Here is a 26,881-nt window from a genome sequence, read left to right on the forward strand (position 1 = left end):
CCCGAACGTCTCTTACGCTGTCGGGTGCCGACCACTGCGAGGAGTGCGATGAGGCCGTTGCGTGCGGACGCCCGGGACAACCGGGTCCGGATCCTGACCGCCGCCGAGGAGGTTTTCGGCCGGTCCCCCAACGCCTCGACCGACGAGGTCGCCAAGCTCGCCGAGGTGGGGATCGCGACCGTCTTCCGGCACTTCCCGACCAAGGTCGACCTGCTCGAAGCCGTTCTGACGCTGCGGCTCGAGCGCCTCCGCGACCGCGCGATCGAGCTGGCCGCGCAGGACGATCCCGGCGCCGCGTTCTTCACGTTCTTCGAGCAGGTGGTCGCCGAAGCGGCCTCCAAGCTGGCCATCGGGGAAGCGTTGATCGCGGCCGGCACGGTGGTCGGCGAGGACGCCAAGCAGGCGGGCGCGGGCATGCGCGAGGCCTTCGGCCAGCTGCTCGAGCGGGCCAAGCAGAGCAGCCAGTTGCGCGGGGACGCCGAGTTCCCCGAGGTCTACGCCTTGTTGATCGGCGCATCCCGCGGCGCGACCGCGGCCGGCCTGACCCCGGAGGTCCGCTCCCGGATGCTCAATCTGCTCTTCGACGGCCTGCGCCGCCGGTGAAGAACTGGACGCGCCGCCGCCGCGCCCTCGCCTTCATCCCACTGGCGCTGCTTCTCCTCATCACAGTCCCGTACGGCGTACTGGCGCTGACCTGGCGCATCGCCTACACGGGTGATCCGGCGGCCTCGGCGACGACCCGTGGGCAGGACGCGATCTGGCTCGGGCATGCCTGGGTGGACGGACGGAAGTCGGCGGCCGACATCACGGCGCTGGCGAAGCAGCTGGAGGGAACGGGGATCCGTGACCTCTACGTGCACACCGGACCCCTGGAACACGACGGTTCGTTGCCTTGGGCAAAGGTTTCGCCGAAGGCCCGGTGGTTCACCGAGGCCGTGCACCAGGCGATGCCGTGGATCCGGGTGCAGGCATGGCTCGGCGACATCGTGCAGCCCGAGAAGAGCTCGGGCATGGTCCTGGAGGACGCGGCCGTCCGCGATCGGGTGACCACCACGTCCAGCGACTTGCTCGACCAGGGCTTCGACGGGATCCACTTCGACCTGGAGCCGGTGCGGTCCGGCTCGAAGGGCTTCCTGCAACTGCTGGATCAGGTCCATGCGATGACGTCCGCGCGGAAGGCGCCGCTGTCCGTCGCCGCCGCGCAACTCAATCCGGCGCCCGGCATGAACGGCGTACTGGTCGCTTTCACCGGGATGAGCAAGTGGTGGTCGAAGTCGTACTTCCACGAGGTGGCGAGCCGGGTCGAGCAGATCGCGGTGATGTCGTACGACACCTGGACCCCACTGGAATCCCTGTACGGCGGGTATGTCGCGCAGCAGACCGAGATGGCACTGGAGGCGACGCCGGCCCACGTGGACCTGCTGATGGGCGTGCCGTTCTACTGGGAGGACAACTTCTCCCACCGCGGCTCGGCCGAGACTGTGGAGGCCGCTGTGCGAGGCGCTCAGCTCGGCCTGGGCGAGTCGGACCGCAAGAACTTCGGCCTGGCCCTCTACGTCGACTTCGCCGCGACCGAGGCGAACTGGACCGCCTACCGCGAGACGTGGTGCACCAATCTCTGACTGACGGTAAATGTTGAGCGGTATCGTCAGTCGCATGGACTACCCACTCCTGGGAACCGAGCCGCTCGCCGTCGAGTTCGCCAACACCCGGTACGACGATGACGGCGTGATCGTCGACTTCCTGCGCACGGCCGAGCTGATGAACGGGTGGTTCGCCGAGTACGCCAGGCTGCACGGCCGGCGGCGGCCGTCCGGCGTACCGGCTCGGGATCTCGGGCGGGTGCGGGAGTTCCGCGACCACGTTCACCAGGTGCTGGCGGCGCTTGCCGATGGCAAGCATCCTGGCTACGAGTCGGTCGCGGCCGTCAACGATTGCGCAGCTCAGGCGCACTCCTCGGTGCGGATGGAGTGGCCGGCGGGTGGGGTACCCCGGATGGCGGCCGACTCGTCGAGTACCGGTACCACCCGGTTGCTGGCCGAACTGGCCACCGAGACGATCGGGCTCGCGACTGATGGTTCGGTGCTGGCTCGCTGCGCCGGCGAGGACTGCCGGATGCTGTTCGTCCGGCACCACGGCCGTCGGCGCTTCTGTCATTCCTCCTGCAGCCAGCGAGCTCGCCAGGCCCGCTACCAGCAGCGACTGGCCGCTAATTAGCTTGACGGTAAATCTAGGCTTTTAGCGTCAGTGAAACCAAGGAGGAATCCATGGCCTACACCTTCCGGCGGCTGACCAGGGCGGACTTCCCGCTGCTGGCCGGCTGGCTGGCGAACCCCCACGTCGCCCGCTGGTGGAACCACGAGACGACACCCGAAGCCCTCGAACGAGACTTCGGGACGGCGGCCGACGGCCGTGAACCCTCAGAGGACCTGCTGGTCCTCCAGGACGGCGACCCGATCGGCCTGATGCAGCGCAGCAGGCTGGCCGACTACCCGGAGGAACTGACCGGGTTCCAGGCGCTCACCGAGGTGCCGGCCGGGACGATGACCATCGACTACCTGATCGGCGAATCCACCGACACCAACAAAGGCGTCGGTACGGCGATGATCGCGGCACTGGTCGCCGAGACCTGGACCACTGCCCCCGACGTCGACACCATCCTGGTCGCCGTGGTCGCCGGAAACCGCCCGTCCTGGCGTGCTCTCGAACGGGCCGGCTTCCACCGCGTGGCAGCGGGCCCGATGGAACCCGACAACCCCATCGACGACCCGCTGCACTACGTCTACCGCATCGACCGCCCTCAGCGAGCGCGTTCGACCCGGCCTTCGTCCCAGACCGGTTCCGGCGCCTCGTAGACGGTGCCGTCGCTGCCGAACACCAGGTAGCGGTCGAAACCGCGGGAGAACCAGCGGTCGTGGGTGACCGCCAGAACCGTTCCGTCGAAGGAGTCCAGGCCCTCCTCCAGCGCTTCGGCGGACTCGACGTCGAGGTTGTCGGTCGGTTCGTCGAGGAGCAGCAGGGTGGCACCGGACAGCTCCAGCAGGAGGATCTGGAACCGCGCCTGCTGACCCCCCGACAACGAGTCGAAGCTCTGCTCGGCGGCGTGCGCCAGCTCGTACCGGTCGAGCTTGCGGGACGCCAGCTCGCGGCCCATCCCGTCACGGTGGTCGTCGCCGCGGTGCAGGATCTCCAGCAGCGTCCGGCCGGCCAGCTCGGGGTGCTCGTGGGTCTGCGCGAACCAGCCCGGCCGGACCCGCGCGCCGAGCTTGGCGCTCCCGGTGTGCGCGACCGACGGGATCACCATCTCGCCGACCGGGCGGTGCTCGATGTCGGGATCGGAGCCACCGTTCGCGAGCAGCCGCAGGAAGTGCGACTTGCCCGAGCCGTTCGAGCCGAGGACGGCCACGCGTTCGCCGTACCAGACCTCCAGGTCGAAGGGGTTCATCAGGCCGGTCAGCTCGAGGCCGGTGCAGACGACCGCGCGCTTGCCGGTCCGGCCGCCGGTCAGCCGCATGCTGACCTTCTGCTCGCGCGGGATCGCCTCGGGCGGGCCGGCCTCCTCGAACTTGCGCAACCGGGTCTGGGCCGCCTTGTACGCCGACGCCAGCCCGTCGTTGTAGGCCGCCTTCACCTTGTACCGCAGTACGAGCGCCTTGAGCTTGGCGTGTTCCTCGTCCCAGCGGCGGCGAAGCTCCTCCAGTCGTTCGAACCGTTGCTTGCGGGCCTCGTGGTAGGACCGGAAGCCACCGCCGTGCGTCCACACGGTGTTGCCCGCGGCCCCTAGTTCGACGGTGACGATCCGGGTCGCGGTGTTGGCCAGCAGCTCACGGTCGTGGCTGATGTAGAGCACCGTCTTCGGGGTCGCGTTCAGCTGCTCCTCGAGCCAGCGCTTGGCCGGTACGTCGAGGTAGTTGTCCGGCTCGTCCAGCAGCAGGACCTCGTCCGGCCCACGCAGCAAGGCCTCCAGTACCAGGCGCTTCTGCTCCCCGCCGGACAGCGTCTTGACCTCGCGCCAGCGGCAGTTGTCGAACGGGATGCCCAACGCGGACATCGTGCAGACGTCCCAGAGCACCTCGGCGTCGTAGCCGCCGACCTCGCCCCAGTCGGACACCGCCTGGGCGTAGCGCAACTGGGTCTTCTCGTCGTCGGCCTCCATCATCGCCAGCTCGGCCTGGTCGAGCTTGGCGGCGGCCTCCCGGATCCGGTCCGGCGCGACCCCGAGCAGCAGGTCGCGAACGGTCGTCTCGTCGCGGACCGAACCGACGAACTGCCGCATCACGCCCAGCCCGCCGGACCGCGCGACACTGCCGCTGTGGGCCTTCAGGTCGCCGGCGATGATCCTCGTCAGCGTGGTCTTACCGGACCCGTTGGCGCCGACCAGCGCGACCTTGGCGCCGTCGCCGACCCGGAAGGTGATGTCGTCCAGCAGCACCCGCCCGTCCGGTAGTTCGAACCCGATCCCCGCGACCTCCACATGACCCATACCCCCAGTCTGACCGCCCGGCCACGGCGATCGCGACCCGTTATCGTCCTCCCTGACCGAACAGGGAGCCCGACGACCGACAACCCGGTCCGTCCCGAGCCCTGTCGAAGCCGATGTCAGGCGCGGGAGTAGCTACCAGCCCTCGAGGTGGTCGAGGTAGATGCCACCGGTGGGGCGGACGCCGTCCTTGAGGATGAGCTTGAGCGGTCCGGCATAGAGCCCGTACGTTCGGGTGCCGGTGAAGAACCCGGCCGACGCGCAGCCGTCGTACCCGACCCAGACCTCTCGGACGCCGGTCGCGGTGTCGAAGCGCAGCACGATCGCCTCCTTCGGTCTGGCCGTCTCGGCGGTGCACTTGAACACCGGAAGCGTCGGGTTGCGCTCCGGCAGCCCCTTGATCGCGTCGACAACCTGGCGGGCCGTGGTCGCAGTGAAGGTGGCCGAGCCGAGCAGTAGCTGGTTGCCCGGTGCCAGCGAGTACCGGCAGGCCTGCAGCCCGAAGACCGGGGTGTCCAGGTCAAGACCGGTCCCCGGCGGTACAGCCTCGTGGCTGGGAGCAGTGAGGATCGGGTGTTGGGGCGGACATCCGTCGATGGCCGCTTCGGGCGCGCTCTTGTTGCCCTGGCCCTCCGCACTGCCGGCGGCGCTGTCGCTGGAACTCGTTGGCATGGGCGATGGACCGCCGATGGCGCCCCAGACACCGCCGATGGCCGCTACAACCACCACTGCCGCGGCGGCCATGGTCATCCGGTGCCGCCGCTGCTGGACCCGCCTGCGCGCTTCACTGGCGAAGCTGGCCGGCCGGCGGCCCTGGATGCTGTGGGCCTTGCTCTGGAAGGCGTCCGCGAGCTGCGGGCCGAGCTCCTGCTCATCCGGCTCAGGCATCCTCGGCTCCTTCCTTGCTCAGCGTGTCCTTCAAAACGGCCAGGGCTCGATGCACATGCGATCTGGCCGTGGCCTCCGCGCAGTGCAGGAGTGTTGCGATCTCGGCGTACGAGAGCTCTTCGTAGAAGCGCAGTACGACGGCGGCGCGCTGCTTGTCCGGCAGCGTCGCGCAGAGCGCCCAGACGGCTTCCGCGTCGGCCCTGTTGGCTGTGCCGTCGGGAGCGGCGGCTGTGGTCCTCGTCGGGTCCTCTACCGGCGCCTCCCGGCGACGGAAGCGCCGCCACCAGGAGATGTGTGCGTTGACCACCATCCGTTTCACGTAGGCCTCGGGGTCGTCAGCCCGGCTGACCCGCGCCCAGCGCGCACAGGCGGTCGTCAGTGCGTCCTGGACGGCGTCCTCCGCCAGCTGGTGGTCGCCCGTCAGCACATAGGCGAACCGCAGCAGCGCATCCGCCTTCTCGGTCACCCAGACCTCGAAGTCGATCGCGCTGGATTGCGCCTCTACGTCCGCCAAGGCTGCCTCCATACCCTCAGGACGGCGCTGGGCCCTCGTTCGTTGCAGTCACCCGCAGGACCCTGAAGCCCTTCGCGCTGCCGATCCGGTCACAGGGGTAGCCCTGATCGGTCAGCCAGCGCTGCAGCGAGTCCGCACCGAGGTTCTTGCCGACGACGAACCATCCCACGCCGCCAGGGGCAAGACGAGCCAGCCAGTGCAGCAGCATCTTGTGCAGCTCCGGCTTACCGATGTGGATCGCCGGGTTCGACCAGATCTGGTCGAACCGCACGTCCGCCGGTACGTCGTCCACCAGCGCCGGGTGGACCCGCTTGGCCACCCCGGCCGCCTTCGCGTTCTCCGCCGTCAGCTCCAGCGCCCTGCTGTTCACGTCGACCGCCCAGACCTGCGCCTTGGGATCCTCCACTGCCAGGGCACACGCGATCGGCCCGTAGCCGGTGCCCAGGTCCAGGTAGGTGCCGCCACTGGTCGGAGCAGGAGCCTCACGCAGCAGGATCGACGTACCCCGATCCAGGCGGTCCCGGGAGAAGACACCGGTCGCCGTGGTGAAGGTGTAGTCCTTCCCCCAGATCCGGGCCTCGACAGTACGCCGTACGTCGGCTGACGTCGGCTCTGCCGAGAAGTAGTGGTCAGCCACGCGTGTGCACCTCTCCCCTGACGGCACGAGCCTCTACAGCCCTTGCGGCCAGTTCTTCGTCTGCCGGGTATCGCACTTCTTCCAGGGTGAGCCCATGAGCGGGCAGTACGGTCACTGCCGAGTCCCGGACCCGTGCAGCCAGCACAGTGGCCGGCCAGTCCACGTCGCGACGCCCATCCCCCACCGGTACGACGGAGCCGACCAGAGCCCGCACCATCGAGTGGCAGAAGGCATCCGCGATCACTGTGGCCTCCACCAGCCCCGGAGCGGTCCGTCGCCAGCTGAACTCCTGCAGGGCACGGACAGTGCTCGCCCCGACCCGGCGCTTGCAGAAAGCGGCGAAGTCGTGCTCGCCGAGCAGCCGCGCCGAGGCCTCGTTCATCCGGTCCACGTCGAGCGGCTGGAGGACTCGCAGTACGTGGTTCCTGGTCAGCGGGTCGCGGGCGGCGGGGTCGTCGCAGATCCGGTAGACGTAACGGCGCCACAAGGCTGAGAAGCGGGCGTCGAAGCCCTCAGCGGCCTCCGCTGCACCACTCACCCAGACATCGTCCGGCAGTACGCCGTTGAGCCGGTGCACCAGGTTGCGGGCGGCCACGCCCTCGGGCAGCCAGACGTGCACCACCTGGCCCCTGGCGTGGACTCCGGTGTCGGTCCGGCCGGCGCAGGTCACCGTCGGGAGCTCGGGCTGGCGCAGTACCGTGGCCAGCGCCTGCTCAAGCACCCCCTGCACGGTCCTGAGGCCCTCCTGACGGGCCCAGCCGTGGAATTCGGTGCCGTCATACCTGAGATCGATCCGCCAGCGCACAGGCCAATCTAACGCAGGGCAATCCAACGCAGCGGCGCCCCTCCGCTCGAAAGCGAAGGGGCGCCGCAGGCTTGAAGCAGGTGTTACTTGTCGTCCTCGGACTCGCCGGCCTTGGCGAAGCCGGCCGCCGCGGCGGCCTCCTCGGTCTTGAACCAGACCTCGGCCTCGGTCTGCTCGTACCACGGGGACTCGGTGGTGTGGTACTTCATCGAGTTCTCGTTGCCCTTGATGTCGTAGCCCTCAGGAGCGGCGCCGCCGTCCAGCGGGGCCGCGGAGCCCTCGTACTTGCCCGCGACGACGTCCTGGACCTTGGCCTCTTCGGCCGGAGCCTCGTCAGCCTTGGCCTCGTCCTTGGCAGCCGCCTTCTTCGCGGTCGCCTTCTTGGCCGGAGCGGCCTTCTTCGCCGCCGCCTTGGCCTTCGGCGAGTCCGCCAGCGCCTCGACGAGCTCGATCTTCACCATGGGGGCGTTGTCGCCCTTGCGGGGGCCGAGCTTGATGATCCGGGTGTAACCACCCGGACGGTCGGCGTACCGCTCACCGATCTCGGTGAACAGCACATGCACGACGGACTTGTCGCGGATCCGCTTCATCACCTGACGGCGCGAGGTGAGGTCACCGCGCTTGGCCTTGGTGATCATCGACTCGGCCAGCGGCTGCAGGCGCTTGGCCTTGGCCTGCGTGGTCGTGATCGAGCCGTGCTCGAACAGCGAGGTCGCGAGGTTGCTGAGGATCAGCTTCTGGTGCGCCGCGCTGCCGCCGAGGCGGGATCCCTTTGTAGGGGTAGGCATCTCTCTTTACTCCAGGAAATCTCAGGCCCGGGTGCGGACCTTGGATGGGCCGTGCTAGCTCAGTACTGCTCGGTCTCGGCGAAGCTCTCGTCCTCGTCCTCGGCGTCGTCGCCGTACGCCTCAGCGGCGGCGCGCAGGTCGAAGCCGGGGGGCGAGTCCTTCAGCGACAGGCCCATCTCGGCCAGCTTCAGCTTGACCTCGTCGATCGACTTGGAGCCGAAGTTGCGGATGTCCAGCAGGTCCTGCTCGCTGCGCGAGATCAGCTCACCCACGGTGTGGATGCCCTCACGCTTGAGGCAGTTGTAGGAGCGGACGGTCAGCTGCAGGTCCTCGACCGGCAGGGCCAGGTCGGCCGCCATCTGCTCGTCGACCGGCGACGGGCCGATGTCGATGCCCTCGGCCTCGACGTTCAGCTCGCGGGCCAGGCCGAACAGCTCGACCAGCGTCTTACCGGCCGACGCGACGGCGTCACGCGGCAGCATCGACGGCTTGGTCTCGACGTCGACGACCAGCCGGTCGAAGTCGGTGCGCTGCTCGACACGGGTCGCCTCGACCTTGTAGGTGACCTTGAGGACCGGGGAGTAGATCGAGTCGACCGGCATCCGGCCGATCTCGGCGTCCGCGGACTTGTTCTGAACCGCGGAGACGTAGCCACGGCCCCGCTCGACGACCAGCTCCATCTCGAGCCGGCCCTTCTCGTTCAGGGTGGCGATCTTCAGGTCCGGGTTGTGCACCTCGACACCGGCCGGCGGCGCGATGTCGGCGGCGGTCACGTCACCGGGGCCCTGCTTGCGCAGGTACATGGTGACGGGCTCGTCGTGCTCGGAGGAGACGACCAGGTCCTTGAGGTTCAGGATCAGCTGGGTGGCGTCTTCCTTCACCCCGGCGACGGTGGAGAACTCGTGCAGTACCCCGTCGACCTTGATGCTGGTCACCGCCGCGCCCGGGATGGACGACAGCAGGGTACGGCGGATGGAGTTGCCGAGGGTGTAACCGAAGCCCGGCTCCAGCGGCTCGATCACGAACCGCGAGCGGTGCTCGTCGACGACCTCTTCGGCCAGGGTGGGACGCTGCGCAATAAGCACTGTGTGTTCTTCCTTCTAGATCCGCGACGACCACTATTTGAGGTCGCAGAGTGAAGAACGAACCAGCCCGCCGGCGACCGGAGTCGCCGGCGGGACCGGATCAGTTCTTCGAGTAGAGCTCGACGATCAGGTGCTCGGCGACCTGGGTGTCGATCTGTGCCCGGGTGGGCAGCTGGTGCACGAGGATCCGCAGCCGCTCGGGCAGCGCCTCGAGCCAGGCCGGAACCACTCGCTCGGAGTGGGTCTCCCTGGCGATGATGAACGGCGTCATCTCGACCGACTTCGGCCGGACGTCGATCACGTCGTGCGCCGAAACGCGGTACGACGGGATGTTCACCTTGATGCCGTTCACGGTGAAGTGACCGTGTACGACGAGCTGACGCGCCTGACGACGGGTCCGGGCCAGTCCGGCGCGGTACACGACGTTGTCCAGGCGGGACTCGAGGATGATCAGCAGGTTGTCACCGGTCTTACCAGGACGCCGCGAGGCCTCCTTGTAGTACAGGCTGAACTGCTTCTCCAGTACGCCGTAGGCGTAGCGGGCCTTCTGCTTCTCACGAAGCTGGAGCAGGTACTCGCTCTCCTTCGGGCGGCCGCGGCCGTGCATACCCGGCGGGTACGGACGACGCTCGAACGCCTTGTCGCCACCGACGAGGTCGACCCCGAGACGGCGCGACTTCTTGGTCATGGGTCCGGTGTAACGGGCCATTGTTCGCTACCTTCCTCTCTCTGGGATCAGACCCGGCGCCGCTTGGGCGGGCGGCAGCCGTTGTGCGCGGTCGGGGTGACGTCCTGGATTGTGCCGACCTCGAGGCCGACCGCACCCAGCGAACGGATCGCGGTCTCCCGGCCGGAGCCGGGACCCTTCACGAAGACGTCGATCTTGCGCATGCCGTGCTCCATCGCACGCCGGCCGGCAGCCTCGGCTGCCATCTGCGCGGCGAACGGGGTCGACTTGCGCGAACCCTTGAAGCCGACGGTGCCCGCGGAGGCCCACGAGATGACCGCGCCGGTCGGGTCGGTGATCGTCACGATCGTGTTGTTGAACGTGCTCTTGATGTGCGCGTGGCCGGCGGCCACGTTCTTCTTCTCCTTGCGGCGCACCTTCTTGGCGCCGGCCGCGGTGCGGCTCTTGGGAGGCATAGGTCAGCTACTCCTGGGGTGGTCGACGGTCATCCGGGTCACTTCTTCTTCTTGCCGGCGATCGCCTTGCGACGACCCTTACGGCTACGGGCGTTGGTCCGCGTGCGCTGACCACGCACCGGCAGGCCGCTGCGGTGCCGGCGACCCTGGTACGACCCGATCTCGATCTTGCGGCGGATGTCCGCGGTCACCTCGCGACGGAGGTCACCTTCGATCTTGTAGTTGCCTTCGATCCAGTCCCGGAGCTTGACCAGCTCTTCGTCGCCCAGCTCGTGGACGCGCTTGTCACCGGAGATGCCGGTGGCTTCGAGCGTCTTCAGGGCGCGAGTACGACCTACACCGAAGATGTAGGTGAGAGCGACCTCGATGCGCTTGTCGCGCGGAAGGTCAACTCCTACGAGGCGTGCCATGTGGCGGTGTTCCTTTCGTCGGCAGAGGTGTGGTGGCGCGCCGCGTCCTTGCCCGCCTCGGTGAGTTTGTCCAAAAATTGAACACTTACCGGCAAGGCCCCGGCCTCTGTTCCGGGGGCAGCATCCAGCGGTGCAATCTGCTGGATGAGCGTGCGCGCTGTGGTGCGAAAGTGCCGTGTCCTGCTCGAGTTAAGGCTGAATCAGCCTTGCCGCTGCTTGTGCCGCGGGTTCTCGCAGATCACCATGACCCGGCCGTGACGGCGGATCACCTTGCACTTGTCGCAGATCTTCTTGACGCTCGGATTGACCTTCATCGAGCTTCTTTCTTCGACAGGTGGCTTGGTTACTTGTACCGGTAGACGATGCGACCCCGGGTGAGGTCGTACGGCGACAGCTCCACGACGACCCGGTCCTCGGGGAGGATCCGGATGTAGTGCTGCCTCATCTTGCCGCTGATGTGCGCGAGCACCTTGTGCCCGTTGGACAGCTCAACACGGAACATCGCGTTCGGCAGGGCCTCGACGATGGTGCCCTCGAGTTCGATTACTCCCTCTTTTTTGGGCATGTCCTCGCACTTCTGTAGACGACAACTGAATGGTGGTACTTCGCACCCGTACCGCCGTGGGCAGCACGAGAAGAGGCCACGAAGGGCCAAGGGAAGAGTTTACGCCACTACCCCACGAAAAACCCAATCGGGGCCTGCGACCGGCCTAACCGGGCCGGGAGGCCTCGATCTCGGTCATGTGGTCGGCGCCCCACTGATCGAGGGGCATCAACGCGATGTTGAGCGATTCACCGAGTTCGGTAAGAGAGTACTCGACCTTCGGCGGAACCTGGTGGAACACCTCGCGGTGGACGATGTTGCGGCTCTCCAGCTCACGCAACTGCTGGATCAGCATCTTCTCGGTCACCCCGGTGACCTCCTTGCGCAGCTCGCCGAACCGCCGCGGCCCGTGGTGCAGGGCCCAGAGGATCCGCGGCTTCCACTTGCCGCCGATCACGTCGGCGGCGGCGTCGAGTCCACAGGTGTACGGCCTGACGGCAGGCATGGTCATCCTTACCTTTCGGTGCGTACCTGACTAAAAAGTAGGTACTTGTCGACTTTATAGCTCAGCCGCAAGTCTGGACCACATGAAGACTCCTGTCACCGTTCTCGGTCTCGGCGCGATGGGGACCGCCCTCGCCCGGACCTTCCTGGCCGCCGGCCACCCGACCACCGTCTGGAACCGCACCCCCGGCCGCTCCCCCGAACTCGACGACCTGGGCGCCGCCCGCGCGAAGACCGTCGGCGACGCGATCGCCGCCAGCCCGCTGATCGTCGCCTGTCTGCTCGACGACACCTCGGTGCGCAGTACCCTCGAGCCCGTCGCTCCCGAGTTGGCCCGGCGGACGCTGGTCAACCTCACCAACGGCACTCCCGAGCAGGCCAGGCGCGCCGCCGACTGGGCCGCGCAGCAGGGCGCGCAGTACCTGGACGGCGGCATCATGGCCGTGCCGGTGATGATCGGCGGACCGGCCGCGTTCATCCTCTACAGCGGGTCGCCCGAAGCCTTCGAGCAGTACCGGGACGACCTCGCAGTACTGGCCAAGCCGACCTATGTCGGCAGTGACGCCGGGCTGGCAGCGCTGCAGGATCTCGCGTTGCTCAGCGCGATGTACGGCATGTTCGGCGGCGCCGCGCACGCCCTGGCGATGGTCTCCAGCGAGAAGCTCTCACCGACCGCGTTCGCCGCCGACCTGCTGGTCCCCTGGCTCACCGCCATGCTCGGCACAGTCAGCGGCATGGCGAACGATCTCGAGTACGGCGCGGCGCCGGGTCCGGCCGGCTCGAACCTCGCCATGCAGTCGGCCGCCTTCCCCAACTTCTTCGACGCCTCGGAGGCACAGGGCGTCGATCCGATGCTGTTGGTGCCGATCCGCTCCCTGCTCGAACGGGCCGTCGCCGAGGGCCACGGCGACGAGGACCTGGCTGTCCTGGTGCGGCTACTCGCCAAGGACTAAAGGGGTCTGGTGGCCAGCCACTGCTCGCCTGCTTGCCAGACATGTTCTGGCATCAGGTCGAGCAGGTCGCAGGCGGCGTCCAGTTGCGCCAGGGCGGTATCGGTGTCGCGATAGGCGGGCAGGATGAGGACGAAGCGGCGGCCCTCACAGCTGAAGCCGAAGGGTGGCACCTGCGCGAGGGCCTCGACCGCACGCGGATGCAGTACCTCGCCGGCCAGGTCCTCGCGGCCGTTGAAGAGAAGGTAGGTGCTGGGCAGGCCTTCAACTCTGAGGCTGATCGGCAGCAGGCTCGCGGCCGCGACCGGGGCGAGTGAGGCCGGCAGGACCTGGAGTGGTGGCAACGGCCGGTCGACGGCCAGGTCGAGAAAGTCGAAGCCCAGTTGGCGGTTGCCGACCTTGTGCCGGAACCTGCCGGTCAGCAGCTCCCGGCCGCGGTGCCGGCCCGCAATGACGTCGAAGACCTCAGCTGCGGGATCGGTGGTGAACGGCGGGAACGGCCAGCGCTCCAGGACCGCCTGCCCACCGGCGTCGACCTCCCAGCCGAGCTGCTCGGCCATGTCCACCCAGGCCCGCCGCAGCCGCATGTCGGCAAGCCGCATCGCCAAGGTGAAGACAACCAGGGCCAGGAACCAGCCCAGTACCAGCCAGCCGACCCAACGGGGCTCGACCAGCAGGCCCACGATCACCAGCGGGATCGCGACGGCGAACCACAGCACGAAAACCAGTGCCGAGCCCTGCCGCAGTTGCCACACCCAGTCCGGCCGGAGCCGGGTACGCCGGGTATGGCGACTGACCGGGGCGGCGGTCAACGCCGCTTTCCGAGCTGGCCCAGGACGATGCACGCCCACGGGATCAGCAGCCAGACCGGCCAGAAGTGCGGCCAGTGACCGCCGTTGCCGAGGCCGATCACGAACCAGATGACCACGTTGATCAGGACCACGCCGGTGAAGCCACCGCCCAGGTTGCGCAGTCCGTGGCTCTCGGCCTGCTTACCCCGCTGCCGCTCGGGGAACTCACCGGGCGGTGGCGTGGGCGTCGCGTTCTGCACCACGGCCGGGGTCTGGTAGGTCCTGACCGGCGGCAGGTCACGCACCAGGGGTTCCAGCTCGCCGTACGTCTGGACGGCGTACAGCTGGTCGAGCCGCGAGGTGAACTCGGGCTGGTCCAGACGGCCGTCGGCGAAAGCGTCCCGCAACCGCCCGGCGATCTTGTCGCGGTCGGCCTCGGTGAAACGCTGGTGTGGCTGGTACTGACTGGGCATGTCTCAAGTGTGCCTCAGCCACCGGTTACCCGGCGTCCCCCGAGAGGCGGACGGCCAGTGTCCTGCGCCGGGGTCAGTCGGCCAGCGGACCGAACGTGACGCCGAGCTCCTTGAGCTTGGCCTCGCCGCCGTCGAGGGCGGTCAGTACCCACGGGCCCTGCGGGGTGAGGGTGAAGGTGTGCTCGGTGTGCGCCGCGGCCAGGCCGTCGTCGGTGACGACCGTCCAGTCGTCCTCGAGCGTGTGGTTGTCCTGCTTGCCGAGCGTGAGCATCGGCTCGACGGCGAGCGCCAGACCCTCGACCAGCTTGGGTCCCTTGCCGGCCTTGCCGAAGTTCGGCACGTTCGGCGGCTGGTGCATCGCCGACCCGATCCCGTGCCCGACGAAGTCCTCGACGATCCCGTACGACGAGTTGGCGCGCACGTGGCTCTCCACGGCGTGCGAGATGTCGGTCAGCCGGCCACCGAGCCGGGCGGCGGCGAACCCACGCCACATCGACTCTTCGCAGATCCGGGCCAGCTCGAGCAGTTCCGGTGCGGCCTGGCCGACCGGCACCGTGATCGCGGCGTCGCCGTGCCAGCCGTCGACGATCGCGCCGCAGTCGATCGAGATGAGATCGCCCTCGGCCAGCACCCGGCCGCCCGGGATGCCGTGCACGATCTCGTCGTTCACCGACGCGCAGATGGAGCCGGTGAAGCCGTGGTAGCCCTTGAACGACGGCTGCGCGCCGGCCGACCGGATGGCGTCCTCGGCGATCGCGTCCAGCTCACCGGTGCTGACACCGGCCTTGACCTCACCGCGGAGCAGTTCCAGCGTGCGGCCGACCACCAGGCCGGCCGCACGCATGGCGATGATCTGTTCGCGGGTCTTGATCTCGATCCCGCGGTCTTTAAAGATCACTGACTGCTCTTAGCCTTCCAGGGTTTTGAGGGCGGCGAGCACGCGCTCGCTGACCTCGGCGATCTCGCCGACGCCGTCCACCTCGACCAGCAGGCCGCGCTGGGCGTACACCCGCAGCAGCGGCTTGGTCTCGGCCGCGTAGACCTCCTGGCGGTGCCGGATGACCTCTTCGGAGTCGTCGGAACGCCCGTCGACCTTGGCCCGGCGCAACATCCGGTCGACCAGGACGTCGGTGTCCGCGACCAGCGCGACCACCGCGTCCAGCTCGTGGCCGTGCTCGGCCAGGATGTCGTCCAGCGTGCCGACCTGGGGCAACGTGCGGGGGTACCCGTCGAGCAGGAACCCCTCACCCGCGTCCGCCTCCGACAACCGGTCGCGCACCATTGCGTTGGTGACCTCGTCGGGGACGTAGTTGCCCGCGTCCATGTAGCGCTTCGCCTCGAGACCGAGCTCGGTCTCGTCCGCGACGTTGGCGCGGAAGATGTCGCCGGTGGATACGGCCGGGATCCCGAGCCGGTCCGCAAGCACCTTTGCCTGCGTACCCTTACCCGCTCCCGGCGGACCCATCAGCAACATTCTCATCAGCGCAGGAACCCTTCGTAATTACGTTGCTGCAGCTGCGACTCGATCTGCTTCACCGTGTCCAGGCCGACACCGACCATGATCAGGATCGAGGTACCGCCGAACGGGAAGTTCTGGCTGGCGTTCAGCAGGACGAGTGCGACCAGCGGGATCATCGAGATGATCGCCAGGTAGATCGCGCCGGGCAACGTGATGCGGGACAGAACGTAGGAGAGGTACTCCTCGGTCGGCCGGCCCGCCCGGATCCCGGGGATGAAGCCGCCGTACTTCTTCATGTTGTCTGCAACTTCCTTCGGGTTGAAGGTAATCGAGACGTAGAAGTACGTGAAGAAGATGATCAGGGCGACATACGTCACCATGTAGATCGGGTGGTCACCCTTGACCAGGTTGCCCTGGATCCACTGGGCCCACTTCTCGTCCTGTTTGAACTGGCTGACCAGCACCGGCAGGTACATCAGGCTGGAGGCGAAGATGACCGGGATCACACCGGCCTGGTTCACCTTCAGCGGGATGTAGGTCGACGTACCGCCGAACATCTTCCGGCCGACCATCCGCTTGGCGTACTGCACCGGGATCCGGCGCTGCGCCTGCTCGATGAAGATGACCGCGGCCATGATCACCAGGCCGATGGCGAGCACGACCAGGAAGGTGCCGACGCCCTTGGACTTGCGGATGCTCCACAGCTGCGACGGGAAGGTGGCGACGATCTGGGTGAAGATCAGGATCGACATGCCGTTGCCGACACCACGATCGGTGATCAGCTCACCGAGCCACATCACCACGCCGGTACCGGCGGTCATGGTGAGCACCATCACCACGACCGGGAACCAGCCGTCCTTGTAGAGCAGGGGCTCGTTGCAGCCCTGGAACAGCCGGCCGGGCGTCCGGGCGAGCGCGACGAACGCGGTCGCCTGCAGGATCGCCAGTCCGACGGTCAGGAACCGGGTGTACTGGGTGATCTTGGTCTGACCCGCCTGCCCCTCCTTCTTCAGCGACTCCAGCCGCGGGATGACCACGGTGAGCAGCTGCAGAATGATGCTGGCGGTGATGTACGGCATGATGCCCAGCGCGAAGATCGCGAGCTGCAGCAGTGCCCCGCCGGAGAACAGGTTGATCAGGTTGTAGAGGTTCGCGTTCGCGCCCGTCTGGGACAGCTTCAGACAGGTGTCCAGCGACTTGACGTTGACGCCAGGTGCCGGTACGACGGAACCGATCCGGAAGATCACGACAATGAAGAGCACGAACAAGATCTTCCGGCGCAGGTCCGGAGTCTTGAACGCGTTGGCGAAGGCGCCTAACACCCTGTCCTCCCACAAGTTTCCCTTGCCCCGGGCAGGGCAGGGCCTAGCAAAGCAGCTGGGCAAGAGACGAACCAGGGCTCGTCCGACATCCAGCGCTCAATATACAAGCGCTGGCTCGCACGAGCCCTGGTTGCTCACACCTCGGTGGTGGTTCCTCCGGCCGCCGCGATCTTCTCCTTGGCGGACTTCGAGAACTTGTGCACCGAAACTTGCAGAGCAACCGTGAGTTCGCCGTCTCCCAGTACCTTCACCGGAAGACTGTCACGGACCGCACCCTTGGCGACCAGGTCGGCAACGCCGACCTCGCCCCCTTCGGGAAACAGCTGTCCGAGCTTGTCCAGGTTAACGACCTGGAACTCCACTCGGTTCCTGCTCTTGAAGCCCTTCAGCTTCGGCAGCCGCATGTGCAGCGGCATCTGGCCACCCTCGAAGTTCTCGGGGATGTTGTTGCGGGCCTTGCTGCCCTTGGTACCGCGGCCGGCCGTCTTGCCCTTGCTGCCCTCACCACGACCCACGCGGGTCTTGGCGGTCTTGGCGCCGGGCGCCGGACGCAGGTGATGAACCTTGAGCGCCATGTCAGTCAACCTCTTCGACGGTGATGAGGTGGCGAACCGCACGGACCATTCCGCGAACCTCGGGCTTGTCCTCGTGGACGGCGGTGTCGCCGATCCGCTTGACGCCCAGGGTGCGCAGCGTGTCGCGCTGGTTCTGCTTGCCACCGATGCCGGAACGGGTCTGGGTCACCTTCAAGCGTGCCATCAGGATGCCGCCTCCGCCCGCGCCTTCAGCAGTGCCGCCGGAGCGACGTGCTCGACCGGCAGACCACGGCGAGCCGCCACGGCCTCCGGGGTCTCCAGGCTGCGCAGCGCCTCGACGGTGGCGTGAACCACGTTGATGGCGTTGGACGAGCCCAGCGACTTGCTGAGGATGTCGTGGATCCCGGCGCACTCCAGTACCGCACGCGCCGAACCACCCGCGATCACACCGGTACCGGGAGCGGCCGGACGCAGCATCACAACGCCTGCGGCCTTCTCGCCCTGGACCGGGTGCGGAATGGTGCCCTGGATCCTCGGCACCTTGAAGAACGACTTCTTGGCCTCCTCGACACCCTTGGCGATCGCCGCGGGCACCTCCTTGGCCTTTCCGTATCCCACACCGACGGTGCCATCACCGTCGCCGACGACCACGAGGGCGGTGAAGCTGAAGCGACGACCACCCTTCACGACCTTGGCGACACGGTTGATGGCTACCACGCGCTCGATGTAGGCGGTCTTGTCAGCTGCCGCACCACGACCACCGTCGCGGTTACGGCGCTCACCACCGGCGCCGCCTCCGCGACGCTGCTGGCCTCCGCTCATTTCGAACTACCTTCTTCCTTTTGCGTCGCCATGTCAGAAGCCGAGGCCGCCCTCACGGGCGGCGTCGGCCAGGGCCGCGATGCGGCCGTGGTACTTGTTCCCGGCCCGGTCGAACACGACCGAGTCGATGCCGGCTGCCTTCGCGCGGTCGGCGATCAGGCCGCCCACGGTCTTGGCCTTGTCCGTCTTGTTCGCCTCCGCACCACGCAGGTCGGCCTCCATCGTGGAGGCAGACACCAAGGTGACGCCGGCGACGTCGTCGATGACCTGAGCGAACAGGTGCTTCGAGGACTTGCTGACCACCAGGCGCGGCCGGTCGGCCGTGCCGTTGACCTTCTTGCGGACGCGGATCTGGCGACGCAGCCGGGAAGAGGTCTTCTTGGCGGAATGCTTGTTGTGACGCAATCCGATCGCCATGGTTACTTACCAGCCTTTCCGACCTTGCGGCGCACCTGCTCGCCCGCGTACCGCACACCCTTGCCCTTGTAGGGCTCGGGCTTGCGCAGCTTGCGGATGTTGGCGGCGACCTCGCCGACCGACTGCTTGTCGATTCCCTGCACCGAGAACTTGGTCGGCGCCTCGACCACGAAGGTGATGCCCTCAGGGGCGTCCACCGTGATCGTGTGGCTGTAGCCGAGCGAGAACTCCAGCTGGGTCGGTCCCTTGGCCAGGACGCGGTACCCGACGCCGACGATCTCGAGCTTCTTCTCGTAGCCGTCCGTCACGCCGGTCACCAGGTTGGCGATCAGAGTGCGGGACAGGCCGTGCAGTTCCTTGCTCTTGCGCTGGTCGTCCGGACGGGTGACGGCGATCGTGCCGTCCTCGTCGCGATTGACCACGATGGGCTCTGCAACGCTGTGCGTGAGCTGGCCCTTGGGGCCCTTCACGGTGACCGTCTGGCCGTCGATCGTGACGTCGACGCCGGCCGGGACCGTGATCGGGAGCTTACCGATGCGAGACATGAGAGTGGTCCTCCTTCCGGTTCTTCGTCACCAGACGTAGGCGAGGACTTCCCCGCCAACGCCCTTGTTCTTGGCCTGCCGGTCGGTCAGGAGTCCCTGCGACGTCGAGATGATCGCGACGCCGAGGCCACCGAGCACCTTGGGCAGATTGGTCGACTTCGCGTACACCCGCAGGCCGGGCTTGCTGATCCGGCGGACGCCCGCGATCGAGCGCTCCCGGCTCGGGCCGAACTTCAGATCAACAACGAGCGTCTTGCCGACGGTGCCCTCTTTGGGCTCCTCCACCTTGTAGGAGGAGATGTAACCCTCCTGCTGGAGGATGTCGGCGATGCCCTGCTTGATCTTGCTGTACGGCATCTGGGTCGACTCGTGATACGCCTGGTTGGCGTTGCGCAGACGAGTGAGCATGTCTGCGATCGGGTCGGTCATCGTCATGGCCTGGGGCCTCTTTCCCGCCGTGGTTTCGCCTCATGGCGACCTACGGTGACTAGATTTTGAGTAGAGAGAAGAACGGTGCCGGCGGTACGGATGGTCACCAGCTGGACTTGGTGACGCCGGGCAGCTCGCCGCGGTGCGCCATCTCGCGCAGGCAGATCCGGCACAGGCCGAACTTGCGGAAGACGGCCTTGGGCCGGCCGCAACGCTGGCAGCGCGTGTAGCCACGCACCGCGAACTTCGGCTTGCGGGCCTGCTTGACCTTGAGTGCTGTCTTCGCCACGTCAGTTCTCCTTGAACGGGAAGCCGAGCTGCCGCAGCAGCGCGCGCCCCTCGTCGTCGTTCTTGGCGGTGGTCACCACGGTGATGTCCATCCCGCGAACCCGATCGATCCGGTCCTGGTTGATCTCGTGGAACATCACCTGCTCGGTCAGGCCGAAGGTGTAGTTCCCGTTGCCGTCGAACTGCTTCGGCGACAGGCCGCGGAAGTCGCGGATCCGGGGCAGCGCGAGCGACAGCAGCCGGTCCAGGAACTCCCACATCCGGTCACCGCGCAGCGTGACGTGCGCGCCGATCGGCATGCCTTCACGCAGCTTGAACTGCGCGATCGACTTGCGGGCCTTGGTCACCTGCGGCTTCTGGCCGGTGATCGCGGCCAGGTCCTTGATGGCACCGTCGATCAGCTTCGAGTCGCGGGCCGCCTCGCCGACACCCATGTTCACCACGATCTTGGTGAGCCCGGGCACCTGCATGACGTTGGCGAACTGGAACTCCTCGTTCAGCTTGCCGACGATCTCTTCGCGGTACTTGGTCTTCAACCGGGGCAACGTCTTCGCCTCGGGGGTTGCGGTGGTCATCAGATCTCCTCGCCGGTACGCCGGGCGATCCGAACACTCCGGAAACCGGTGTACGTCGAACCGTCGGGGCGCCGCTTCTGCACCTCGACGCGGTTGTAGCCGACGCGGGTGGTCACCTTCTGCTTCTTGCCGTCCTTCTCGACCTCGACCAGAAGCATCACGTTGGAGACGTGGATCGGGGCTTCCTGGGTGACGATGCCACCCGTGGTGCCGCCGCGCTGGGCCTGCTGCACCTTGGTGTGCTTCTTGACCCGGTTCACGCCTTCGACGATGACCTTCTCGGCCTCGGGCAGGACCGAGATGATCTTGCCCTCGAGGCCCTTGGACTTGCCGGCGATCACGCGAACGAGATCACCCTTCTTGACGTGCAGCGAACGCTGCACCTTCTGCTGGGGCTTGCCTGACATCTCAGAGCACCTCCGGAGCGAGCGAGATGATCTTCATGAAGCGCTTCTCGCGCAGCTCCCGGCCGACCGGCCCGAAGATACGGGTACCGCGCGGCTCACCGTCGGCCTTGAGGATCACGGCGGCGTTCTCGTCGAACCGGATGTAGGAGCCGTCCGGACGCCGGCGCTCCTTCACGGTGCGCACGATGACAGCCTTGACGACGTCGCCCTTCTTGACGCCGCCACCCGGGATCGCATCCTTGACGGTGGCGACGATCGTGTCACCGACACCGGCGTAGCGCCGACCGGAGCCACCGAGAACGCGGATGCACAAGATTTCCTTGGCACCCGTGTTGTCGGCGACCTTCAGTCGCGACTCCTGCTGGATCATCTGTTGATCTCCTGGTTGTCTCGCTGGTTCTCACACGCGGTGAGCCTTGCGGAACGAATGATTTCGATTGGGTACTGCGTGGCGTCGTTGGTCACTTCGCCTTTTCGAGGATCTCCACGACGCGCCAGCGCTTGGTCGCCGACAGCGGCCGGGTCTCCATCAGGAGGACCCGGTCGCCGATACCGGCGGCATTCTGCTCGTCGTGCGCCTTGAGCTTGCTGGTGCGACGGATGACCTTGCCGTACAGCTTGTGCTTGACCCGGTCCTCGACCTCGACGGTGACGGTCTTGTCCATCTTGTCGCTCAGCACCAGGCCCTCACGGGTCTTGCGGCTGCTGCGCGCCTGCTGGGTCGTGCTCACGGTCTCGTCCTTAGCTGCGTTCTCGGTCATGCCTTGCTCCCGGCCTTTTCACTGTCGTCCGCGGTCTCTTCGGTCTTGACCTCGGCGTCAGCCTCGGCCACGGGTGCCGAATCAACCTCTTCGGTGATCCCGAGCGCGCGCTCGGTCAGCACCGTGTAGATGCGGGCGATGTCCTTGCGGACGGCGCGCAGCCGGCCGTGGGACTCCAGCTGACCCGTGGCAGCCTGGAACCGGAGGTTGAACAGCTCCTCCTTGGCGTTACCGAGCTTCTCCAGAAGCTCGTCCTTTCCCAGGTTCCGCAGCTCGGCGGCGGTCAGGGTAGCCATCAGTTCTCACCTGCCTCTCGGGTGATGAAGCGGCACTTCATCGGCAACTTGTGAATCGCGCGGCGCATCGCCTCGCGGGCGACGTCCTCGGGGACACCGGACAGTTCGAACATCACGCGTCCGGACTTGACGTTCGCGATCCACCACTCGGGCGAACCCTTACCGGAACCCATCCGGGTCTCGGCCGGCTTCTTGGTCAGCGGGCGGTCCGGGTAGATGTTGATCCAGACCTTTCCGCCACGCTTGATGTGCCGGGTCATCGCGATACGAGCGGACTCGATCTGCCGGTTGGTGACGTAGTGGCTCTCCAGCGCCTGGATGCCGAAGTCACCGAACGCCAGCGTCGTACCACCCTTGGCAGCGCCGGAGCGCTTCGGGTGGTGCTGCTTGCGGTGCTTGACCTTGCGGGGGATGAGCACGGTTCAGCTCTCCGTTCCGGTCGTCTCGGCCGGCTTGTCGGCTGCCGGGGCAGCTTCGGCCTTCGGAGCGTCGTTGCGGGCGGCACCACGGTCGCCACCACGGCCACCACGGTCGCCGCCACGGCCACCGCGATCGCCACGGTCGCCACCGTCACGGCGGGCCGGACGGCCACGCTGCTGGGTGGCGGCGCGGGCAGCTGCCTGCGCCTCGCGCTCGGCCCGGGAGCCGGCGACGTCGCCCTTGTAGATCCAGACCTTCACGCCGATCCGGCCGAAGGTCGTGCGGGCCTCGTAGAAGCCGTAGTCGATGTCCGCGCGCAGCGTGTGCAGCGGCACCCGTCCTTCGCGGTAGAACTCCGACCGCGACATCTCGGCGCCACCCAGACGGCCGGAGCACTGGATCCGGATGCCCAGGGCGCCGCCACGCATGGTGGTCTGCATCGCCTTGCGCATCGCGCGGCGGAACGCCACGCGGCCGGACAGCTGCTCGGCCACGCCCTGCGCGACCAGCTGAGCGTCGATCTCGGCGTTCTTGACCTCGAGGATGTTCAGCTGCACCTGCTTGCCGGTGAGCTCCTCCAGGCTGCCCCGGATCCGGTCCGCCTCGGCGCCGCGGCGACCGATCACGATGCCCGGACGCGCGGTGTGGATGTCGACCCGAACCCGGTCACGGGTGCGCTCGATCTCCACGCGGGAGATACCGGCGCGCTCCATGCCCTTGCTCAGCAGGCGACGGATCTTGACGTCCTCGCCCACGTAGTCCTTGTAGAGCTTGTCGGCGTACCAACGGCTCTTGTGGTCGGTGCTGATGCCGAGTCGGAACCCGTGCGGGTTAACCTTCTGGCCCACTATCGGGTCTCCTTCTTCTCAGCCTTTGTGGCGGTCGCCTTCTTGGCCGGCGCCTTCTTGGCGGCGGCCTTCTTGGCCGTGCCGCCCGACTTGGCGTCGTCCTGCTTGGCTTCTGCCTTCTTGGCATCGGCCTTCTTGGCCTGCGGCGCGACCTCGACCTTCGGGCCGACCACGACGGTGATGTGGCTGGTCCGCTTGTCGATCCGGGTGGCCCGGCCCTGTGCACGCGGGCGGTGACGCTTCAGCGTCGGTCCCTCGTCCACGAAGGCCTTCACCACGACCAGGTCGGTCCGGCTCAGGTGCTCGGTGCCCTCGGCGTTCGCCGCGGCGCTGTCGACGACCTTGTACACGGTCGCGGCAGCGGCCTGCGGGGCGAACTTCAGAGTGGCGAGTGCGTCGTCGACGCCCATGCCGCGCACCAGGTCGACCACGCGGCGCGCCTTCATAGGCGTCACGCGGACGAAGCGCGCGACCGCGAAGGCCCCGGGCTCCTCGCCCAGCAGGCTCTCGCGACGGGCACTGACGGCCCTACGCTCTTGAACGCTCATGATGTTCGAATCTCTCCGTAGGTTGCTTGCGCGTAATCACTGACCGGGGTCAGCGACGCCGTGCCTTGCGGTCGTCCTTCTCGTGACCCTTGAACGTCCGGGTCGGGGCGAATTCGCCGAGCTTGTGCCCGACCATCGCGTCCGTCACGAACACCGGGACGTGCTTGCGCCCGTCGTGCACCGCGAGCGTGTGGCCGATCATGTCGGGAATGATCATCGATCGGCGCGACCAGGTCTTGATCACGTTCTTGGTGCCCTTTTCGTTCTGCACCTCCACCTTCTTGAGCAGGTGGTGGTCGACGAACGGGCCCTTCTTCAGGCTGCGTGGCATTCTGTCCGGCTCCTATCAGCGCTTCTTGCCGGCCTTGCGGCGCCGGACGATCATGCGGTCGCTTTCCTTGCGGCCGCGGGTGCGGCCCTCAGGCTGGCCCCACGGGGACACCGGGTGACGTCCACCCGAGGTCTTACCCTCACCACCACCGTGCGGGTGGTCCACCGGGTTCATCGCGACACCACGGACGGTCGGGCGCTTGCCCTTCCAGCGCATCCGGCCGGCCTTGCCCCAGTTGATGTTCGACTGCTCGCCGTTGCCGACCTCACCGAGGGTGGCGCGGCAGCGCACGTCGACCATCCGGACCTCGCCGGACGGCATCCGCAGGGTGGCCATCCGGCCCTCCTTGGCGACCAGCTGAACGCTGGCGCCGGCGGAGCGGGCCATCTTGGCGCCGCCACCGGGGCGAAGCTCGACCGCGTGGACCGTCGAACCGACCGGGATGTTGCGCAGCGGGAGGTTGTTGCCAACCTTGATGTCCGCCGCCGGGCCGTTCTCGATGATCGTGCCCTGCTCCAGCTTGGCCGGGGCGAGGATGTAGCGCTTCTCGCCGTCGACGTAGTGCAGCAGTGCGATCCGCGCGGTGCGGTTCGGGTCGTACTCGATGTGCGCGACCTTGGCCGGCACCCCGTCCTTGTCGTACCGCTTGAAGTCGATCAGGCGGTACGCCCGCTTGTGACCGCCACCGTGGTGCCGGGTGGTGATCTTGCCGGAGCTGTTCCGGCCGCCCTTCTTGGGCAGCGGACGCAGCAGCGACTTCTCGGGGGTCGAACGGGTGAGCTCGACGAAGTCGGCCACGCTCGAGCCACGACGGCCCGGCGTTGTCGGCTTGTATTTGCGGATACCCATTACGACTGGCCTCCGAAGATGTCGATGCGGTCGTCGCCGGCGAGGCTGACGATCGCTCGCTTGGTGTCAGGACGCTTGCCCCAGCCCGTACGGGTCCGGCGGCGCTTGCCCTTGCGGTTGATCGTGTTGACGCTGGTCACGCGGACCTTGAACACCTTCTGGACCGCGAGCTTGATCTCGGTCTTGTTGGCGTCCGGGGCGACCTCGAACGTGTACTTCTGCTCGTCCAGCAGGCCGTAGCTCTTCTCGCTCACGACCGGCCGCAGCAGCACGTCCCGCGGGTCCTTGTTGACTCCGTGGCTCATGCTTCTACCTCCTGCTCGGCTTCGGTCGACGTCGCGACGGCCTTGACGGACTTGCCCTTCGGCGTACCGGCGACGAAGGCGTCCAGCGACGCGCTGGTGAAGATCACCGCGTCGTTGCACAGCACGTCGTACGCGTTCAGCTGGTCGGCCGCGATCAGGTGCACGGTCGGCACGTTGCGCAGGCTGAGCAGCGAGACGTCGTCGTCGCGCTCCACCACGATCAGCACCTTGAGGAACTCGGTGACCTCGCTGAGGACCTTCAGTGCGGCCTTGGTGGACGGCTGGTCGCCTTCCACGAACTGCTCGACCACGTGCACGCGGCCGTCACGGGCCCGGTCGGAGAGCGCACCGCGCAGGGCGGCGGCGATCATCTTCTTCGGGGTCCGCTGGCTGTAGTCGCGCGGGGTCGGGCCGTGCACCACGCCACCACCGGTGAACTGCGGTGCGCGGGTCGAGCCCTGACGGGCGCGGCCGGTGCCCTTCTGGCGGTACGGCTTGGCGCCACCACCGGACACCTCGCCCCGGCGCTTGACCTTGTGCGTGCCCTGACGGGCGGCGGCCAGCTGGGCCACGACGACCTGGTGGATCAACGGGATGTTGACCTGGACGTCGAACAGCTCGGCGGGGAGCTCGACGGAGCCCAACTTCCCGACCTTGTCACCCTTCACGGCGACGACGTCGACGGTGCTCATTTGGTGGCTCCCTTCGCGGCGTTGCGGATCAGCACCAGGCCGCCCTTGGGGCCGGGAACGGCACCCTTGAGCAGGACCAGGCCGCGCTCGGCGTCGATGGCGTGGACGGTCACGTTCTGCGTGGTGACCTTCTCGTTGCCCATCCGGCCCGCCATCCGCAGGCCCTTGAAGACCCGGCCCGGGGTGGCGCAGCCGCCGATCGAACCCGGCGAGCGGTGCTTCTTGTGCACACCGTGGGTCGCGCGCAGGCCGTGGAAGCCGTGGCGCTTCATCACACCGGCGAAACCCTTGCCCTTGCTGGTGGCGGAGACATCGACGATCTCGCCCGCGGCGAACGCCTCGGCCTTGATCTCCTGGCCCAGCGTGTACTCGCTGGCGTCAGCGGTCCGCAGCTCGAGCAGGTGACGGCGAGGAGTCACGCCGGCCTTCTCGAAGTGGCCGCGCATCGGCGAGTTCACCTTGCGGGGGTCGATGTCGCCGAAGGCGATCTGGACGCCGTCGTACCCGTGGCTGGCCGAGGTACGAACCTCGGTCACCACACAGGGGCCGGCCTGGATCACGGTGACGGGGACGACTCGGTTGTTCTCGTCCCAGGTCTGGGTCATACCGAGCTTCGTGCCCAGCAGACCGCGCGTGTTCTTCTGATTGCTCATTGGTTTCGCGTTTCCCTCAGAGCTTGATCTCGATGTCGACACCGGCCGGCAGGTCGAGCCGCATCAGCGAGTCGACGGTCTTCGGCGTGGGGTCGATGATGTCGATGAGCCGCTTGTGGGTGCGCATCTCGAAGTGCTCGCGGCTGTCCTTGTACTTGTGCGGCGAGCGGATGACGCAGAACACGTTCTTTTCCGTCGGCAACGGCACCGGGCCAGCAACCTTCGCACCAGTACGCGTCACCGTGTCGACGATCTTGCGCGCCGAACTGTCGATGACCTCGTGGTCGTAGGCCTTCAGCCGGATGCGGATCTTTTGTCCCGCCATCGCTTCGCTACGTCCTTCTCTTCGTCTTCGTCTTTGTCGCT

General features: G+C 67.3%; 44 protein-coding genes. 5 read left to right on the forward strand and 39 right to left on the reverse strand.

Annotated features, from left to right (window positions below; all coding sequences use genetic code 11):
- Window positions 1-48 precede the first annotated feature (48 nt).
- From AB0F51_RS11715 to AB0F51_RS11730, 4 genes are read left to right on the forward strand one after another with little or no spacing between them, the layout of a single operon-like run.
- Window positions 49-603: a helix-turn-helix domain-containing protein gene (locus tag AB0F51_RS11715; protein ID WP_360277844.1), complete on the forward strand. Its 555-nt coding sequence runs from the start codon at window positions 49-51 to the stop codon at window positions 601-603.
- Window positions 600-1,622 carry a hypothetical protein gene (locus tag AB0F51_RS11720; protein ID WP_360277847.1) on the forward strand — a complete coding sequence of 341 codons (1,023 nt, stop codon included), beginning with the start codon at window positions 600-602 and terminating at the stop codon, window positions 1,620-1,622. The genes AB0F51_RS11715 and AB0F51_RS11720 overlap by 4 nt, the downstream gene beginning before the upstream one ends.
- 34 nt (window positions 1,623-1,656) lie before the next feature.
- Complete coding sequence (locus AB0F51_RS11725) at window positions 1,657-2,217, forward strand: CGNR zinc finger domain-containing protein (RefSeq protein WP_360277850.1); 561 nt, start codon at window positions 1,657-1,659, stop codon at window positions 2,215-2,217.
- Window positions 2,218-2,267: 50 nt separating this feature from the next.
- On the forward strand, window positions 2,268-2,855 hold the full coding sequence (locus AB0F51_RS11730; protein ID WP_360277853.1) for a GNAT family N-acetyltransferase: 588 nt from the start codon (window positions 2,268-2,270) through the stop codon (window positions 2,853-2,855).
- Here AB0F51_RS11730 and AB0F51_RS11735 read toward each other — a convergent pair.
- The 13 genes from AB0F51_RS11735 to AB0F51_RS11795 all read right to left on the reverse strand — a co-directional run bounded on the left by AB0F51_RS11735 (window position 2,801) and on the right by AB0F51_RS11795 (window position 11,799).
- Window positions 2,801-4,483, reverse strand: coding sequence for an ATP-binding cassette domain-containing protein (locus AB0F51_RS11735; RefSeq protein WP_360277856.1), 1,683 nt, complete (start codon window positions 4,481-4,483; stop codon window positions 2,801-2,803). The genes AB0F51_RS11730 and AB0F51_RS11735 overlap by 55 nt on opposite strands.
- Window positions 4,484-4,615: 132 nt before the next feature.
- The gene (locus AB0F51_RS11740; protein ID WP_360277859.1) at window positions 4,616-5,368 is read right to left on the reverse strand and encodes a hypothetical protein; all 753 of its coding nucleotides are present in this window, start codon (window positions 5,366-5,368) and stop codon (window positions 4,616-4,618) included.
- Entirely contained in the window at window positions 5,361-5,882 is a 522-nt protein-coding gene (locus AB0F51_RS11745; RefSeq protein WP_360277862.1) for a SigE family RNA polymerase sigma factor, read from the reverse strand. The genes AB0F51_RS11740 and AB0F51_RS11745 overlap by 8 nt, the downstream gene beginning before the upstream one ends.
- A 16-nt stretch (window positions 5,883-5,898) precedes the next feature.
- Window positions 5,899-6,519 (reverse strand): methyltransferase, encoded by a 621-nt coding sequence (locus AB0F51_RS11750; RefSeq protein ID WP_360277865.1) that lies wholly within the window; start codon window positions 6,517-6,519, stop codon window positions 5,899-5,901.
- Window positions 6,512-7,324 (reverse strand): tRNA pseudouridine(38-40) synthase TruA, encoded by an 813-nt coding sequence (gene truA, locus AB0F51_RS11755; RefSeq protein ID WP_360277868.1) that lies wholly within the window; start codon window positions 7,322-7,324, stop codon window positions 6,512-6,514. The genes AB0F51_RS11750 and truA overlap by 8 nt, the downstream gene beginning before the upstream one ends.
- A gap of 83 nt (window positions 7,325-7,407) precedes the next feature.
- Window positions 7,408-8,112 (reverse strand): 50S ribosomal protein L17, encoded by a 705-nt coding sequence (gene rplQ / locus AB0F51_RS11760; protein ID WP_360277870.1) that lies wholly within the window; start codon window positions 8,110-8,112, stop codon window positions 7,408-7,410.
- 59 nt (window positions 8,113-8,171) lie between these two features.
- The gene (locus AB0F51_RS11765) at window positions 8,172-9,197 is read right to left on the reverse strand and encodes a DNA-directed RNA polymerase subunit alpha (protein ID WP_020388081.1); all 1,026 of its coding nucleotides are present in this window, start codon (window positions 9,195-9,197) and stop codon (window positions 8,172-8,174) included.
- Window positions 9,198-9,297: 100 nt separating this feature from the next.
- Window positions 9,298-9,906 (reverse strand): 30S ribosomal protein S4, encoded by a 609-nt coding sequence (gene rpsD / locus AB0F51_RS11770; protein ID WP_020388082.1) that lies wholly within the window; start codon window positions 9,904-9,906, stop codon window positions 9,298-9,300.
- Window positions 9,907-9,932: 26 nt separating this feature from the next.
- Window positions 9,933-10,340: a 30S ribosomal protein S11 gene (gene rpsK, locus AB0F51_RS11775; protein ID WP_012923659.1), complete on the reverse strand. Its 408-nt coding sequence runs from the start codon at window positions 10,338-10,340 to the stop codon at window positions 9,933-9,935.
- A 38-nt stretch (window positions 10,341-10,378) separates the two neighbouring features.
- Window positions 10,379-10,750, reverse strand: a complete 372-nt coding sequence (gene rpsM / locus AB0F51_RS11780; protein WP_012923660.1) for a 30S ribosomal protein S13 — start codon at window positions 10,748-10,750, stop codon at window positions 10,379-10,381.
- A gap of 200 nt (window positions 10,751-10,950) precedes the next feature.
- A complete protein-coding gene (gene rpmJ / locus AB0F51_RS11785; protein ID WP_008361054.1) occupies window positions 10,951-11,064 on the reverse strand; it encodes a 50S ribosomal protein L36 in 114 nt (37 codons plus the stop codon).
- 29 nt (window positions 11,065-11,093) lie between these two features.
- Window positions 11,094-11,315 (reverse strand): translation initiation factor IF-1, encoded by a 222-nt coding sequence (infA, locus tag AB0F51_RS11790; protein WP_012923661.1) that lies wholly within the window; start codon window positions 11,313-11,315, stop codon window positions 11,094-11,096.
- Between the two features lie 145 nt (window positions 11,316-11,460).
- The gene (locus tag AB0F51_RS11795; RefSeq protein WP_360277875.1) at window positions 11,461-11,799 is read right to left on the reverse strand and encodes a helix-turn-helix domain-containing protein; all 339 of its coding nucleotides are present in this window, start codon (window positions 11,797-11,799) and stop codon (window positions 11,461-11,463) included.
- 82 nt (window positions 11,800-11,881) lie between these two features.
- Here AB0F51_RS11795 and AB0F51_RS11800 point away from each other — a divergent pair, with 82 nt between their 5' ends.
- Entirely contained in the window at window positions 11,882-12,751 is an 870-nt protein-coding gene (locus tag AB0F51_RS11800; protein WP_360277878.1) for an NAD(P)-binding domain-containing protein, read from the forward strand.
- Here the strand turns inward: AB0F51_RS11800 and AB0F51_RS11805 are convergent.
- The 26 genes from AB0F51_RS11805 to rpsJ all read right to left on the reverse strand — a co-directional run bounded on the left by AB0F51_RS11805 (window position 12,748) and on the right by rpsJ (window position 26,840).
- Window positions 12,748-13,560, reverse strand: a complete 813-nt coding sequence (locus AB0F51_RS11805; protein WP_360277881.1) for a hypothetical protein — start codon at window positions 13,558-13,560, stop codon at window positions 12,748-12,750. The two genes, AB0F51_RS11800 and AB0F51_RS11805, sit on opposite strands and share 4 nt — an antisense overlap.
- On the reverse strand, window positions 13,557-14,012 hold the full coding sequence (locus AB0F51_RS11810; protein WP_360277883.1) for a DUF1707 domain-containing protein: 456 nt from the start codon (window positions 14,010-14,012) through the stop codon (window positions 13,557-13,559). Before AB0F51_RS11810 ends, AB0F51_RS11805 begins: the two co-directional genes overlap by 4 nt.
- Window positions 14,013-14,085: 73 nt before the next feature.
- Window positions 14,086-14,910 carry a type I methionyl aminopeptidase gene (map, locus tag AB0F51_RS11815; protein ID WP_360277885.1) on the reverse strand — a complete coding sequence of 275 codons (825 nt, stop codon included), beginning with the start codon at window positions 14,908-14,910 and terminating at the stop codon, window positions 14,086-14,088.
- Window positions 14,911-14,919: 9 nt separating this feature from the next.
- Window positions 14,920-15,492 (reverse strand): adenylate kinase, encoded by a 573-nt coding sequence (locus tag AB0F51_RS11820; RefSeq protein ID WP_360277888.1) that lies wholly within the window; start codon window positions 15,490-15,492, stop codon window positions 14,920-14,922.
- Complete coding sequence (secY, locus tag AB0F51_RS11825; RefSeq protein ID WP_360277891.1) at window positions 15,492-16,793, reverse strand: preprotein translocase subunit SecY; 1,302 nt, start codon at window positions 16,791-16,793, stop codon at window positions 15,492-15,494. Before secY ends, AB0F51_RS11820 begins: the two co-directional genes overlap by 1 nt.
- Window positions 16,794-16,927: 134 nt before the next feature.
- Complete coding sequence (gene rplO / locus AB0F51_RS11830) at window positions 16,928-17,368, reverse strand: 50S ribosomal protein L15 (protein ID WP_360277894.1); 441 nt, start codon at window positions 17,366-17,368, stop codon at window positions 16,928-16,930.
- Window position 17,369: 1 nt separating this feature from the next.
- Window positions 17,370-17,552 carry a 50S ribosomal protein L30 gene (gene rpmD / locus AB0F51_RS11835; protein ID WP_020388092.1) on the reverse strand — a complete coding sequence of 61 codons (183 nt, stop codon included), beginning with the start codon at window positions 17,550-17,552 and terminating at the stop codon, window positions 17,370-17,372.
- Complete coding sequence (gene rpsE / locus AB0F51_RS11840) at window positions 17,552-18,151, reverse strand: 30S ribosomal protein S5 (protein WP_360277897.1); 600 nt, start codon at window positions 18,149-18,151, stop codon at window positions 17,552-17,554. Before rpsE ends, rpmD begins: the two co-directional genes overlap by 1 nt.
- 33 nt (window positions 18,152-18,184) lie before the next feature.
- On the reverse strand, window positions 18,185-18,568 hold the full coding sequence (gene rplR / locus AB0F51_RS11845) for a 50S ribosomal protein L18 (RefSeq protein ID WP_360277900.1): 384 nt from the start codon (window positions 18,566-18,568) through the stop codon (window positions 18,185-18,187).
- A 2-nt stretch (window positions 18,569-18,570) separates the two neighbouring features.
- Window positions 18,571-19,113, reverse strand: a complete 543-nt coding sequence (gene rplF / locus AB0F51_RS11850) for a 50S ribosomal protein L6 (protein ID WP_360277903.1) — start codon at window positions 19,111-19,113, stop codon at window positions 18,571-18,573.
- 27 nt (window positions 19,114-19,140) lie between these two features.
- On the reverse strand, window positions 19,141-19,548 hold the full coding sequence (rpsH, locus tag AB0F51_RS11855) for a 30S ribosomal protein S8 (protein WP_020388096.1): 408 nt from the start codon (window positions 19,546-19,548) through the stop codon (window positions 19,141-19,143).
- Between the two features lie 97 nt (window positions 19,549-19,645).
- Window positions 19,646-19,831 (reverse strand): type Z 30S ribosomal protein S14, encoded by a 186-nt coding sequence (locus AB0F51_RS11860; protein WP_012923674.1) that lies wholly within the window; start codon window positions 19,829-19,831, stop codon window positions 19,646-19,648.
- A gap of 1 nt (window position 19,832) precedes the next feature.
- On the reverse strand, window positions 19,833-20,405 hold the full coding sequence (gene rplE, locus AB0F51_RS11865) for a 50S ribosomal protein L5 (protein ID WP_360277907.1): 573 nt from the start codon (window positions 20,403-20,405) through the stop codon (window positions 19,833-19,835).
- Complete coding sequence (rplX, locus tag AB0F51_RS11870; RefSeq protein ID WP_343976436.1) at window positions 20,405-20,812, reverse strand: 50S ribosomal protein L24; 408 nt, start codon at window positions 20,810-20,812, stop codon at window positions 20,405-20,407. The genes rplE and rplX overlap by 1 nt, the downstream gene beginning before the upstream one ends.
- Before the next feature lies 1 nt (window position 20,813).
- Window positions 20,814-21,182 carry a 50S ribosomal protein L14 gene (gene rplN, locus AB0F51_RS11875; RefSeq protein ID WP_077019238.1) on the reverse strand — a complete coding sequence of 123 codons (369 nt, stop codon included), beginning with the start codon at window positions 21,180-21,182 and terminating at the stop codon, window positions 20,814-20,816.
- A gap of 91 nt (window positions 21,183-21,273) precedes the next feature.
- Window positions 21,274-21,573, reverse strand: a complete 300-nt coding sequence (gene rpsQ / locus AB0F51_RS11880; RefSeq protein WP_360277911.1) for a 30S ribosomal protein S17 — start codon at window positions 21,571-21,573, stop codon at window positions 21,274-21,276.
- A complete protein-coding gene (gene rpmC, locus AB0F51_RS11885; protein WP_360277914.1) occupies window positions 21,570-21,869 on the reverse strand; it encodes a 50S ribosomal protein L29 in 300 nt (99 codons plus the stop codon). The genes rpsQ and rpmC overlap by 4 nt, the downstream gene beginning before the upstream one ends.
- Window positions 21,869-22,288 carry a 50S ribosomal protein L16 gene (rplP, locus tag AB0F51_RS11890; RefSeq protein ID WP_132190622.1) on the reverse strand — a complete coding sequence of 140 codons (420 nt, stop codon included), beginning with the start codon at window positions 22,286-22,288 and terminating at the stop codon, window positions 21,869-21,871. Before rplP ends, rpmC begins: the two co-directional genes overlap by 1 nt.
- 3 nt (window positions 22,289-22,291) lie before the next feature.
- Window positions 22,292-23,137, reverse strand: coding sequence for a 30S ribosomal protein S3 (rpsC, locus tag AB0F51_RS11895; RefSeq protein WP_360277918.1), 846 nt, complete (start codon window positions 23,135-23,137; stop codon window positions 22,292-22,294).
- On the reverse strand, window positions 23,137-23,685 hold the full coding sequence (gene rplV / locus AB0F51_RS11900) for a 50S ribosomal protein L22 (RefSeq protein ID WP_360277921.1): 549 nt from the start codon (window positions 23,683-23,685) through the stop codon (window positions 23,137-23,139). The genes rpsC and rplV overlap by 1 nt, the downstream gene beginning before the upstream one ends.
- A 49-nt stretch (window positions 23,686-23,734) precedes the next feature.
- Window positions 23,735-24,016, reverse strand: coding sequence for a 30S ribosomal protein S19 (gene rpsS, locus AB0F51_RS11905; RefSeq protein ID WP_020388105.1), 282 nt, complete (start codon window positions 24,014-24,016; stop codon window positions 23,735-23,737).
- 15 nt (window positions 24,017-24,031) lie between these two features.
- Window positions 24,032-24,865: a 50S ribosomal protein L2 gene (rplB, locus tag AB0F51_RS11910; RefSeq protein WP_360277925.1), complete on the reverse strand. Its 834-nt coding sequence runs from the start codon at window positions 24,863-24,865 to the stop codon at window positions 24,032-24,034.
- Complete coding sequence (gene rplW / locus AB0F51_RS11915) at window positions 24,865-25,170, reverse strand: 50S ribosomal protein L23 (protein ID WP_112243217.1); 306 nt, start codon at window positions 25,168-25,170, stop codon at window positions 24,865-24,867. The genes rplB and rplW overlap by 1 nt, the downstream gene beginning before the upstream one ends.
- Window positions 25,167-25,862, reverse strand: coding sequence for a 50S ribosomal protein L4 (gene rplD, locus AB0F51_RS11920; protein ID WP_360277928.1), 696 nt, complete (start codon window positions 25,860-25,862; stop codon window positions 25,167-25,169). The genes rplW and rplD overlap by 4 nt, the downstream gene beginning before the upstream one ends.
- A complete protein-coding gene (rplC, locus tag AB0F51_RS11925) occupies window positions 25,859-26,515 on the reverse strand; it encodes a 50S ribosomal protein L3 (protein WP_360277931.1) in 657 nt (218 codons plus the stop codon). The genes rplD and rplC overlap by 4 nt, the downstream gene beginning before the upstream one ends.
- Before the next feature lie 16 nt (window positions 26,516-26,531).
- A complete protein-coding gene (gene rpsJ, locus AB0F51_RS11930) occupies window positions 26,532-26,840 on the reverse strand; it encodes a 30S ribosomal protein S10 (protein WP_012923688.1) in 309 nt (102 codons plus the stop codon).
- Window positions 26,841-26,881 lie beyond the last annotated feature (41 nt).

The organism is Kribbella sp. NPDC023855 (assembly GCF_040639475.1).
Classification (GTDB): Bacteria; Actinomycetota; Actinomycetes; order Propionibacteriales; family Kribbellaceae; genus Kribbella.